The sequence below is a fragment of the Pseudomonas sp. ES1 genome (genome assembly GCF_050586605.1).
GTDB classification, from domain to species: Bacteria; Pseudomonadota; Gammaproteobacteria; order Pseudomonadales; family Pseudomonadaceae; genus Aquipseudomonas; species Aquipseudomonas sichuanensis.
Window position 1 is genome coordinate 74,096 of record NZ_JBOBDM010000006.1, and the last position, 12,183, is coordinate 86,278.

Sequence of the window (12,183 nt, forward strand, 5' to 3'; positions counted from 1 at the left end):
CCAAGCACATTGTGGGGATACATGCAGACACTTAAGGTCGACCTGGGCGAACGTAGCTACCCGATCTACATTGGCGAGGGCCTGCTGGACCAGCCCGAGCTGCTGGCGCCGCACATTGCCGGGCGCCAGGTGGCCATCGTTTCCAACGAGACCGTCGCGCCCCTGTACCTCGAACGCCTGAGCAAGACCCTGGGTGCCTACAAGGTCCTGCCAGTGGTGTTGCCCGATGGCGAGGCCCACAAGAACTGGGAAACCCTGCAACTGATCTTCGATGCGCTGCTGACTGCCCGTCATGACCGTCGCACCACCGTGGTCGCCCTCGGTGGCGGCGTGATCGGCGACATGGCCGGCTTCGCCGCAGCCTGCTACCAGCGTGGCGTCGACTTCATCCAGGTGCCTACCACCCTGCTGTCGCAGGTGGATTCTTCGGTCGGCGGCAAGACCGGCATCAACCACCCGCTGGGCAAGAACATGGTGGGTGCGTTCTATCAGCCCAACGCGGTGCTGATCGACACCACCAGCCTCAAGACCTTGCCTGCGCGCGAACTGTCCGCCGGGCTCGCCGAAGTCATCAAGTACGGCCTGATCTGCGATGAACCTTTCCTGGGTTGGCTCGAACAGAACATCAAGGCCCTGCGCGCCCTGGACCCCAAGGCCCTGACCGAAGCCATCGGCCGTTCCTGCGCCGCCAAGGCCGCCGTGGTCGGTGCCGACGAGCGCGAATCAGGCGTGCGCGCCACGCTCAACCTTGGCCACACCTTCGGACACGCCATCGAAACCCACATGGGCTACGGCGTCTGGCTGCATGGCGAGGCCGTGGCGGCGGGTACGGTGATGGCCCTGGAGATGTCCATGCGCCTTGGCTGGATCGACCAGCCTGCTCGAGATCGCGGTATTCGCCTGTTGCAGGACGCAGGATTGCCGGTGGTGCCACCACAGGAAATGACCCCGGCGCATTTCATGGAGCACATGGCGGTCGACAAGAAAGTGCTCGACGGGCGCCTGCGCCTGGTGCTGCTGCGCCAGATGGGCGAGGCCGTCGTCACCGACGACTATCCGACAGAGATTCTTCAGGCCACGCTGGCGGCGGATTACCGCGCGATCGTGGCCCAGCTTTGAGGTTGTGACAACGCAATGACCAGTCTGCATGCCGATGAGGCGTTCCTCGATCATTACCAGTTGAGCCACGATCCGTTCGCACCCCGTGTGCCCGGTTTCAAGTTCTTCCCCGCCCAGCGCAAACCGGTGCTGGGCCAGCTGCACCACCTGGCGCGTTACAGCCAGTTGATGCTGGTGGTCACGGGCCCCGTGGGCAGCGGCAAGACCCTGCTGCGTCAGGCGCTGGTGGCCAGCACCAACAAACAGTCGGTGCAAAGCGTGGTGGTGTCCGCCCGCGGTGCCTCCGACGCCGCCAGCGTGCTCGGCCAGGTGGCCCAGTCGCTCAACGTGGCGCAGCCAGAAGTGCAGGCGATCCTGTCGCAGGTGGTGCAACTGGCGCTGACCGGCCAGGAAGTCTATCTGCTGGTGGACGATGCGGAACAACTCGACGAGTCGGCACTCCAAGCCTTGCTGGAGTTGGCGGCGGGTGTTGCCGAAGGGCGTCCGCATGTATTCCTGTTCGGCGAACCGTCGCTGATCGCCGGGCTGGATGAGCTCAGTATCGATGAGGAGCGTTTCCACATCATCGAGCTGGCCCCCTACAGCGAGGAAGAAACCCGCGAATACCTGGAGCAGCGCCTGGACGGTGCTGGGCGGGGTATCGACGTGTTCACCCGCGAGCAGATCGCCGACATCCACGAAAATGCCGATGGGTGGCCTGGGACCATCAACCAGGTTGCCCGCGATACCTTGATCGAAGCCATGATCGCCAGCCGTACCACGGTGAAGCGACCAACCATGGGGTTCAAAATGCCTAAGAAACACGTGCTTGCGCTGTCCGCTGTGGTCGTGGTCGCCGTTGGTGCGGCGGTCCTGATGCCGAAGAAGAGCGACAAGGCCCCGACCGAGGCGCCGAGTGCCCAGGCTCAGTTGCCGCTGGGTCAAGGCGGCAATGGCGCGCCGGCCATCGAGTTCGCCGGTTCCTCGCAGCCAATGCCGCTGCCGCTGGTCGGCCAGTCGCAGCCAGTCATGCGCGAGCCATTGGCCCAGGCCGCCGGCATGGGTGACGGCGAAGAAGCCGGGCCTGCCGGCAACACCGCGCTGCAGCCAGCCGCGCCTTCCGCAGCGGTGCCGCCGACTGTCACCACCATTGCCCCACCGCAAGGCGCTACTGCTGGCCCAGCACCGGCACCTGCACAACCGGTCCAGCCGGTTGCACCTGCGCAGAAGCCGGTAGCAACCCAGGCGCCAAAACCGGTTGCACCGGCCAAGCCCGTGCCGGCACCAACCCAGGTCGCCAGCGCCAAGCCCGCAGCCAAGCCTGTCGAGAAACCGGCAGCCGGTGGCGCCGGCGGCAGCAGCTGGTATGCCGGCCAGAAAGCCGGTAACTATGTGGTGCAGATCTTCGGCACCAGCTCCGAGGCGTCGGCCCAGTCGTTCGTCAAAGAGCAGGGTGGCGACTATCGCTACTTCAAGAAAAACCTGCAGGGCAAACCCCTGTATGTGGTCACCTACGGCAACTTCGCCAGCCGTGACGCCGCCGCTGCGGCAATCAAGAACTTGCCAGCCAAGGTCCAGGCTGGTAAACCTTGGCCACGTACCGTCGGCAGCGTCCAACAAGAGCTGGCCACGGCCCGCTGACACCTTCCGGGCGGCATCACCCCCGCCGCCCAGTTGCTGAGCGACTTCTAGCTTTCGACTAGCCTGCTGCACTTCAAGTGCGGCAGGCTTTTCTGTCCCAGACTGCCGGCCACAAGCCCCGTGTTGCAGTCATGGCTGAAACGCTTCAGACTCGAGCCAAGCCGCTATCACGGCGCATGGCGCAAAAACATTCAAAATTGCGACATAAATTTTCAATGGTGAGACATGAAAATTTGTGAGCATCGCTGTCGCTGTGCAACAATGGTTTTCCATGACCACCGCAAAAAAGCTGGCGTTTGATCGGCGTGGATGGTAAGTGGTTGTTAAAAAAGAGATTTGCCTCCGGTTGAGAGGTGAACCTGGTGAGAAAGTGTCTATGAAAACAGGTCTGTACCATCCCGAAGAATTCAAGGACAACTGTGGTTTTGGCCTGATCGCCCATATGACGGGCGAACCCAGCCACCACCTTCTGCAAACCGCCATGCAGGCATTGACCTGCATGACCCACCGCGGTGGCATCAACGCCGACGGCAAGACCGGTGACGGTTGCGGTCTGCTCATGCAGAAGCCCGATCGATTCCTGCGCGCCAAGGCCCAGGAACACTTCGCCGTCGAGCTGCCCAAGCAGTACGCCGTCGGTATGGTGTTCTTCAACCAGGACCCGGTCAAAGCCCAAGCCGCGCGCGCCAACATGGACCGCGAAATCGTCAATGCCGGCCTCACCCTGGTTGGCTGGCGCAAAGTGCCGATCGACACCAGCGTGCTCGGCCGCCTGGCCCTGGAGCGCCTGCCGCAGATCGAACAGGTGTTCATCGGCGGCGAAGGCCTGAGCGATCAGGAATTCGCCATCAAGCTGTTCAGTGCCCGTCGCCGTTCGTCCGTGGCCAACGCCCACGACGCCGACCACTACATCTGCAGCTTTTCGCACAAGACCATCATCTACAAAGGCCTGATGATGCCGCGCGATCTCGCGGCGTTCTATCCAGACCTGGGTGACGAGCGCCTGCAAACCGCGATCTGCGTGTTCCACCAGCGCTTCTCCACCAACACCCTGCCGAAGTGGCCGCTGGCGCAGCCCTTCCGCTTCCTCGCCCACAACGGCGAGATCAACACCATCACCGGCAACCGCAACTGGGCCATGGCTCGTCGCACCAAGTTCGCCAACGACCTGATCCCCGACCTCGAAGAGCTCGGCCCGCTGGTCAACCGCGTCGGTTCCGACTCCTCGAGCATGGACAACATGCTCGAGCTGATGGTCACCGGCGGCATCGACCTGTTCCGCGGCGTGCGCATGCTGGTACCGCCAGCCTGGCAGAACGTCGAGACCATGGACGCCGACCTGCGCGCCTTCTACGAATACAACTCCATGCACATGGAGCCGTGGGATGGCCCGGCCGGTATCGTCATGACCGAAGGCCGCCACGCGGTGTGCCTGCTCGACCGCAACGGCCTGCGCCCGGCGCGCTGGGTGACCACCACCAACGGCTACATCACCATCGCCTCGGAAATCGGCGTATGGGGCTACCAGCCTGAGGAAGTCCTGGCCAAGGGCCGTGTCGGCCCGGGCCAGATCCTGGCCGTCGACACCGAAACCGGCCAGATCCTCGACACCGATGCCATCGACAACCGCCTGAAGTCGCGCCACCCGTACAAGCGCTGGCTGCGTCAGCACGCCACGCGCATCCAGGCGACGCTGACCGACGACCAGGGCGCGGCCAGCTACGACGCTGACCAGCTCAAGCAATACATGAAGATGTTCCAGGTCACCTTCGAGGAGCGTGACCAGGTGCTGCGCCCGCTCGGCGAGCAGGGCCAGGAAGCGGTCGGCTCGATGGGCGACGACACGCCGATGGCCGTGCTGTCCCAGCGCGTGCGTTCGCCGTACGACTTCTTCCGCCAGCAGTTCGCCCAGGTGACCAACCCGCCGATCGACCCGCTGCGCGAAGCGATCGTCATGTCCTTGGAAATCTGCCTGGGTGCCGAGCGCAACATCTTCCAGGAGTCCCCCGAGCACGCCTCGCGGGTGATCCTCAGTTCGCCGGTCATCTCGCCCGCCAAGTGGCGCTCGCTGATGAACCTGGAGCGCGAAGGTTTCGACCGCCAGCTGATCGACCTCAACTATGCCGAGAGCGTCGGCCTGGAAGCGGCCATCCGTAACATCGCCGACCAGGCCGAGGAAGCGGTGCGCAGCGGCAAGACCCAGTTGGTGCTCAGCGACCGCTACATCGCCCCGGGCAAGCTGCCGGTGCACGCCTCGCTGGCCGTTGGCGCGGTGCACCACCGCCTGACCGAACAGGGCCTGCGTTGCGACAGCAACATCCTGGTCGAGACCGCCACCGCCCGCGACCCGCACCACTTCGCCGTGCTGCTGGGCTTCGGTGCCTCGGCCGTGTACCCGTACCTGGCCTACGAAGTGCTGGCCGACCTGATCCGCACCGGCGAAGTGCTGGGCGATCTGGACGAAGTGTTCAAGTACTACCGCAAAGGCATCTCCAAGGGCCTGCTGAAGATCCTGTCGAAGATGGGCATCTCGACCATCACCTCGTACCGTGGCGCCCAGCTGTTCGAAGCCATCGGCCTGTCCGAGGAAGTGGTCGGCCTGAGCTTCAAGGGTGTGTCGAGCCGCATCAAGGGTGCGCGTTTCGAAGACCTGGAGAGCGACCAGAAGCTGCTCGCCGCCGAAGCCTGGAGCGCGCGCAAGCCGATCCAGCAAGGTGGCCTGCTGAAGTTCGTCCACGGTGGCGAGTACCACGCCTACAACCCGGACGTGGTCAACACCCTGCAGGCTGCCGTGCAGCAGGGCGACTACGCCAAGTTCAAGGAATACACCACGCTGGTCGACCAGCGCCCGGTGTCGATGATCCGCGACCTGCTGAAAGTGAAAGTGGCCGACCAGGCCCTGGCACTGGATGAAGTCGAGCCGCTGGAGGCCATCCTCAAGCGCTTCGACTCCGCCGGCATCTCCCTGGGCGCGCTGTCGCCAGAGGCTCACGAAGCCCTGGCCGAGGCCATGAACCGCCTGGGCGCGCGCTCCAACTCCGGTGAGGGCGGCGAAGACCCGGCCCGCTACGGCACCATCAAGAGCTCGAAGATCAAGCAGGTGGCCACCGGCCGCTTTGGCGTGACCCCGGAATACCTGGTCAACGCCGAAGTGCTGCAGATCAAGGTGGCCCAGGGCGCCAAGCCTGGCGAGGGCGGCCAGCTGCCTGGCGGCAAGGTCAACGGCCTGATCGCCAAGCTGCGCTATGCGGTACCGGGCGTGACCTTGATCTCGCCACCACCGCACCACGATATCTACTCGATCGAAGACCTGGCCCAGCTGATCTACGACCTCAAGCAGGTCAACCCGCAGGCCCTGGTCTCGGTCAAGCTGGTCGCCGAAGCCGGTGTGGGCACCATCGCCGCCGGCGTGGCCAAGGCCTATGCCGACCTGATCACCATCTCCGGCTACGACGGTGGTACCGGCGCTTCGCCGCTGACCTCGATCAAATACGCCGGCGCCCCATGGGAGCTGGGCCTGGCCGAAACCCACCAGACCCTGCGCGGCAACGACCTGCGCGGCAAGGTGCGGGTACAGACCGACGGCGGCCTGAAAACCGGCCTGGACGTGATCAAGGCCGCGATTCTCGGCGCCGAGAGCTTCGGCTTCGGCACCGCGCCGATGATCGCCCTGGGCTGCAAGTACCTGCGCATCTGCCACCTGAACAACTGCGCCACCGGCGTGGCCACCCAGAACGACAAGCTGCGCAAGGACCACTACATCGGCACCGTCGACATGGTGATCAACTTCTTCACCTTCGTCGCCGAGGAAACCCGTGAATGGCTGGCCAAGCTGGGCGTGCGCAGCCTCGGCGAGCTGATCGGCCGTACCGACCTGCTCGACGTGCTGCCGGGCGACACCGAACGCCAGGGCCACCTCGACTTGACGCCGCTGCTGGGCAGCTCGCACATCCCGGCCGACAAGCCGCAGTTCTGCGAAGTCGACAAGAACCCGCCGTTCGACCAGGGCGAGCTGGCCGAGAAGATGGTGGCCATGGCCTTGCCGGCGATTCGCGACCTGGCCGGTGGCGAGTTCAGCCTCGACATCTGCAACTGCGACCGCTCCATCGGTGCGCGCATCTCCGGCGAAATCGCCAAGCTGCACGGCAACCAGGGCATGGCTGGCGCGCCGATCACCTTCCGCTTCAAGGGCACTGCGGGCCAGAGCTTCGGCGTGTGGAACGCCGGGGGCCTTAACCTGCACCTGGAAGGCGACGCCAACGACTACGTCGGCAAGGGCATGACCGGCGGCAAGGTGACCATCGTGCCACCGGCCGGCAGCCCGTTCGAAACCCAGCACAGCGCCATTGTCGGCAACACCTGCCTGTACGGCGCCACGGGCGGCAAGCTGTTCGCCGCCGGCACCGCGGGCGAGCGCTTCGCTGTGCGTAACTCCGGCGCCCACGCTGTGGTCGAGGGCACCGGCGATCACTGCTGTGAATACATGACCGGCGGCTTTGTCTGCGTCCTGGGCAAGACCGGTTACAACTTCGGCTCTGGCATGACCGGCGGCTTCGCCTACGTGCTCGACATGGACAACACCTTCGTCGACAAACTCAACCACGAGCTGGTGGAAATCCAGCGCATCAGTGGTGAGGCGATGGAGGCCTACCGCAGCCACCTGGCGCGGGTCCTGGGCGAGTACGTGGAAGAGACCGGCAGCGAGTGGGGGCGTGAGCTCTCGGAGAACCTGGACGACTACGTGCGTCGCTTCTGGCTGGTCAAGCCGAAGGCGGCCACGCTCAAGCAACTGCTGTCCAGCACCCGCGCCAACCCGCAGTAAAAGCAGCTGCAAGTGGCAAGCCTCAAGTTGCAAGTAAAGGCAGCTAGAGGTTTGCCCGGCTTAAGTGATCGTCTTGCGGCTTGCAGCTTGTAGCTTGCAGCTGCTGTTAAGAGGTTTTGAAAAATGGCTGAACGTCTGAACAACGACTTCCAGTTCATCGAAGTGGGCCGCAAGGACCCGAAGAAGAAACTGCTGCGCCAGCGCAAGAAGGAGTTCGTCGAAATCTACGAACCCTTCAAGCCCGCGCAGTCCGTGGAGCAGGCACACCGCTGCCTGGGCTGCGGCAACCCGTATTGCGAGTGGAAGTGCCCGGTCCACAACTTCATCCCCAACTGGTTGAAGCTGGTCGCCGAAGGCAACATCCTCGCCGCCGCTGAACTGTCTCACCAGACCAACACCCTGCCGGAAGTGTGCGGTCGCGTGTGCCCGCAAGACCGTCTGTGCGAAGGTGCCTGCACCCTCAACGACGGTTTCGGCGCGGTGACCATCGGCTCGGTGGAGAAGTACATCACCGACACCGCCTTCGCCATGGGCTGGCGCCCGGACATGTCCAAGGTCAAACCCACCGGCAAGCGCGTCGCCATCATCGGCGCCGGCCCCGCTGGCCTGGGCTGTGCCGACGTGCTGGTGCGCGCTGGCGTGACCCCGGTGGTGTTCGACAAGAACCCCGAGATCGGTGGCCTGCTGACCTTCGGCATCCCCGAGTTCAAGCTGGAAAAGACCGTGCTGAGCAATCGCCGCGAAGTCTTCACCGGCATGGGCATCGAGTTCCGCCTGAACACCGAGGTGGGCAAGGACGTCACCATGGAGCAGTTGCTCGCCGAGTACGACGCCGTATTCATGGGCATGGGCACCTACACCTACATGAAGGGCGGCTTCCCCGGCGAAGACCTGCCAGGCGTGCACGACGCACTGGACTTCCTGATCGCCAACGTCAACCGCAACCTGGGCTTTGAAAAGTCGCCGGAAGATTTCGTCGACATGCAGGGCAAGAAGGTCGTGGTGCTGGGCGGTGGCGACACCGCGATGGACTGCAACCGCACCTCGATCCGCCAGGGCGCCAAGGCAGTGACCTGCGCTTATCGCCGTGACGAAGCCAACATGCCGGGTTCGCGCAAAGAGGTGAAGAACGCCAAGGAAGAAGGCGTGAAGTTCCTCTACAACCGCCAGCCCATCGCCATCGTCGGCGAAGACAAGGTCGAAGGTGTGAAGGTGGTCGAGACCCGTCTCGGCGAGCCGGACGCCCGTGGCCGCCGCAGCCCCGAGCCGATCCCCGGCTCCGAGGAGATCCTCCCGGCCGACGCCGTGGTGATCGCCTTCGGCTTCCGCCCGAGCCCGGCACCGTGGTTCGAGCAGCATGGCATCCAGATGGACAGCCAGGGCCGCGTGGTGGCACCGGAGAAAGGCAAGTTCAAGCACCAGACCAGCAACCCGAAAGTGTTCGCCGGTGGCGATATGGTGCGCGGTTCGGACCTGGTGGTGACGGCGATCTTCGAAGGCCGCACGGCTGCTGAAGGGATCCTGGACTACCTCGAAGTCTGATCCGGCCCATTCGCGGGGCAAGTCGGAGCGGCGGTACGGCGATCCGACTTGCCCCGCGATGCTTTTTGTATACAAAAATGCTTGATCCATGGCACCCAATAGACAAAACGCATGGCCATGCCCGTGCCTTTTGCGTCCGCGTCTGAGAAAATGCCCGCACTTTTTTTCCGGATGCCGACATGACTGCCCTGAAGAACGATCGTTTCCTGCGTGCTCTGCTCAAGCAACCCGTAGACGTCACCCCGGTGTGGATGATGCGCCAGGCCGGCCGCTACCTGCCGGAGTACCGCGCCAGCCGCGCCAAGGCCGGCGACTTCATGAGCCTGTGCATGAACCCGCAGTTCGCCTGCGAGGTTACCCTGCAGCCGCTGGACCGCTACCCGCTGGACGCGGCGATCCTGTTCTCGGACATCCTCACCATCCCCGATGCCATGGGCCTGGGCCTGTACTTCGAAACCGGCGAAGGCCCGCGTTTCAAGAAGGTCATCAGCACCCCGGCCGACATCGAGGCGCTGCCGATCCCCGACCCGCAGAAAGACCTGGGTTACGTGATGGACGCGGTCAGCACCATCCGTCGCGAGCTCAACGGCCGTGTGCCGCTGATCGGCTTCTCCGGCAGCCCCTGGACCCTGGCCACCTACATGGTCGAAGGCGGCTCGTCGAAAGACTTCCGCAAGACCAAGGCCATGGCCTATGACAACCCGCAAGCCCTGCACCTGCTGCTGGACAAGCTGGCCCAGTCGGTCACCAGCTACCTCAACGGCCAGATCCTCGCCGGTGCCCAGGCCGTGCAGATCTTCGACACCTGGGGCGGTAACCTGTCGGCGGCGGCCTACCAGGAGTTCTCCCTGGCCTATATGCGCAAGATCGTCAGCGGCCTGATCCGCGAGCACGAAGGGCGCAAGGTGCCGGTGATTCTCTTCACCAAGAACGGCGGCCTGTGGCTGGAAAGCATCGCCGAGGCCGGTGCCGACGCACTGGGCCTGGACTGGACCTGCGAGATCGGCGACGCCCGCCGCCGCGTCGGTGACAAGGTGGCCCTGCAGGGCAACATGGACCCGACCGTGCTGTACGCCAAGCCCGAGGCTATCCGCAACGAAGTGGCGCGTATCCTCGCCAGCTACGGCAAGGGCAGTGGTCATGTGTTCAACCTGGGCCATGGCATCACCCCGGAAGTCGACCCGGAGCACGCCGGCGTATTCATCAACGCCGTGCACGAGCTGTCGGCGCAGTACCACCAGTAATCGGTGGCGCATGAAAAGCCCGGCCAAGTGCCGGGCTTTTTTTTTGCATTAAGTTTCAATTCAGCGATCGTCGGTAATCTGGTCCCATCAAAACGCAAACAGGACCCGATCATCATGAAAGCCCGCTACCTGCCCCTGATCCTCGCCCCACTGTTCAGCACTGCTGCCCTGGCCACCAGCTACACCGGCCCCGGTGCCCAAGCTGTGACCACCGTCGCCGCAGCCAAAGAAGCCGCCGACGACACCCCGGTTGTGCTGCAAGGCTTCGTGACCAAGAAGATCAACAACGACGACCGCTACGAGTTCAAGGACAACACCGGCACCATCACCGTCGAGATCGACAACGAAGACCTGCCGCCGACGCCGTTCAACGACAAGACCAAGGTCAAGCTGACCGGCGAGGTGGAGAAGCACCTGATGAGCCGTGAAGTGGATGTGGATATCGTCGAGATCATCAACTGATCTGCTGGCCTTTTCGCGGGTAAACCCGCTCCCACAGGGATCGCGCCTCACCCGAGGTCGGCGCCGTACCTGTGGGAGCGGGTTTACCCGCGAAGGCTTCACACCGATTTCGGCGGTAACTTGCTCAAATGCACCGCCACCAGCAGCGCCACCGCCAGCAGGCTGCCGATGAACAGCCCGATCCCATTCCAGCCCCACTGGTGCCAGAACACCCCGCCCGCCGTCCCCGCCACGCTCGACCCCGCGTAATAACAGAACAGGTACAGCGACGACGCCTGCCCCTTGGCCTTCAGCGCCCGCCGGCCAATCCAGCTGCTGGCCACCGAATGCGCGCCGAAGAAACCGAAGGTGAACACCAGCATGCCGACGATGATCAGCGCCAGCGGGCTGGCCAGGGTCAGCAGCAGGCCGCCGGCCATCACCAGGATGCTGGCCCAGAACACGTTGCGCCGGCCCAGTTTGTCGGCCAGCGCGCCGACCTGCGCCGAGCTGTAGATCCCCGACAGGTAAACCACCGAGAGCAAGCCGACCAGCGCCTGGTTCATGTGATAAGGGCCGGCCAGCAGGCGGTAGCCGATGTAGTTGAACAGGGTGACGAAAGCGCCCATCAGCAGGAAGGCTTCGAGGAACAGCCAGGGCAGCCCGGCGTCCTTGAAATGCATGACGAAGCCGTCCAGCAGGCTGCGCGGGTTCATGGCCTGGGGGCGGAAGTTGCGCGACTCGGGCAGCACCTTCCAGAACACCACGGCCGCCGCCAATGCTAGGCCACCGATCACCAGCATCGCCGTGTGCCAGCTGACGAAGTCGATCAGCACCCCGGTGATCAGCCGCCCGCTCATGCCACCAATGGCGTTGCCGCCAATGTACAGGCCCATGGCCAGGCCGATGTGCTGGGGGTGGATCTCCTCGCTCAGGTAGGTCATCGCCACCGCCGCCAGGCCACTCAGCGCCAGGCCCACCAGCGCGCGGCTGGCCAGCACCAGCTCCCAGCTCGGCATCACCGCGCTGGCGAGGGTCGCCAGCGCCGCGCAGAGCAGGGCGCAGACCATCACCGGCTTGCGCCCGATACGGTCGGAAATCGGCCCGGTCACCAGCAGCCCGACGGCCAGCATGGCGGTAGACACCGACAGCACCAGGCTGCTCTGCGCCGCGTTGATGGCGAACTCCTGGGACAGCAGCGGCATCATCGGCTGCACGCAATACAGCAGGGCAAAGGTGGCGAAGCCGCCGCTGAACAGCGCCAGCACGGTTTTCATGAAGGCGGGCGTGCCTTTCTCGATCCAGATGTCGTTGACGGCAGGTTCGGGTTCGACGGGCAGGGGGGCGACGGCGGATCTCACGGAGGGTACCTCGGGGCGTTGCGATGGAAAAATC

Annotated in this window: 7 protein-coding genes; 6 read left to right on the forward strand and 1 reads right to left on the reverse strand. The window is 64.3% G+C overall.

Annotated features, from left to right (window positions below; all coding sequences use genetic code 11):
• Window positions 1–21 precede the first annotated feature (21 nt).
• The 6 genes from aroB (at window position 22) to ACQ4N9_RS04370 (ending at window position 10,809) form a co-directional block, all read left to right on the forward strand.
• Window positions 22–1,119 (forward strand): 3-dehydroquinate synthase, encoded by a 1,098-nt coding sequence (aroB, locus tag ACQ4N9_RS04345; protein ID WP_390968197.1) that lies wholly within the window; start codon window positions 22–24, stop codon window positions 1,117–1,119.
• A 15-nt stretch (window positions 1,120–1,134) separates the two neighbouring features.
• On the forward strand, window positions 1,135–2,739 hold the full coding sequence (locus ACQ4N9_RS04350) for an AAA family ATPase (protein WP_125465908.1): 1,605 nt from the start codon (window positions 1,135–1,137) through the stop codon (window positions 2,737–2,739).
• Between the two features lie 376 nt (window positions 2,740–3,115).
• Window positions 3,116–7,561, forward strand: a complete 4,446-nt coding sequence (gene gltB / locus ACQ4N9_RS04355) for a glutamate synthase large subunit (protein WP_125860875.1) — start codon at window positions 3,116–3,118, stop codon at window positions 7,559–7,561.
• A gap of 123 nt (window positions 7,562–7,684) precedes the next feature.
• The gene (locus tag ACQ4N9_RS04360) at window positions 7,685–9,103 is read left to right on the forward strand and encodes an FAD-dependent oxidoreductase (RefSeq protein ID WP_125860873.1); all 1,419 of its coding nucleotides are present in this window, start codon (window positions 7,685–7,687) and stop codon (window positions 9,101–9,103) included.
• 179 nt (window positions 9,104–9,282) lie between these two features.
• The gene (gene hemE / locus ACQ4N9_RS04365) at window positions 9,283–10,347 is read left to right on the forward strand and encodes a uroporphyrinogen decarboxylase (RefSeq protein ID WP_153788044.1); all 1,065 of its coding nucleotides are present in this window, start codon (window positions 9,283–9,285) and stop codon (window positions 10,345–10,347) included.
• Between the two features lie 114 nt (window positions 10,348–10,461).
• The gene (locus tag ACQ4N9_RS04370; RefSeq protein ID WP_390968199.1) at window positions 10,462–10,809 is read left to right on the forward strand and encodes a YgiW/YdeI family stress tolerance OB fold protein; all 348 of its coding nucleotides are present in this window, start codon (window positions 10,462–10,464) and stop codon (window positions 10,807–10,809) included.
• 98 nt (window positions 10,810–10,907) lie between these two features.
• Here the strand turns inward: ACQ4N9_RS04370 and ACQ4N9_RS04375 are convergent, their stop codons facing one another.
• Window positions 10,908–12,149, reverse strand: coding sequence for an MFS transporter (locus tag ACQ4N9_RS04375; RefSeq protein WP_390968200.1), 1,242 nt, complete (start codon window positions 12,147–12,149; stop codon window positions 10,908–10,910).
• Between the last annotated feature and the right edge of the window lie 34 nt (window positions 12,150–12,183).

What these genes read in the sequence shown, in the direction of transcription:
- ACQ4N9_RS04370 (WP_390968199.1), top strand. Translation starts at nt 10,462, where the DNA reads ATGAAAGCCCGCTACCTGCCCCTGATCCTCGCCCCACTGTTCAGCACT.
- ACQ4N9_RS04360 (WP_125860873.1), top strand. Translation starts at nt 7,685, where the DNA reads ATGGCTGAACGTCTGAACAACGACTTCCAGTTCATCGAAGTGGGCCGC.
- aroB (WP_390968197.1), top strand. Translation starts at nt 22, where the DNA reads ATGCAGACACTTAAGGTCGACCTGGGCGAACGTAGCTACCCGATCTAC.
- hemE (WP_153788044.1), top strand. Translation starts at nt 9,283, where the DNA reads ATGACTGCCCTGAAGAACGATCGTTTCCTGCGTGCTCTGCTCAAGCAA.
- ACQ4N9_RS04350 (WP_125465908.1), top strand. Translation starts at nt 1,135, where the DNA reads ATGACCAGTCTGCATGCCGATGAGGCGTTCCTCGATCATTACCAGTTG.
- gltB (WP_125860875.1), top strand. Translation starts at nt 3,116, where the DNA reads ATGAAAACAGGTCTGTACCATCCCGAAGAATTCAAGGACAACTGTGGT.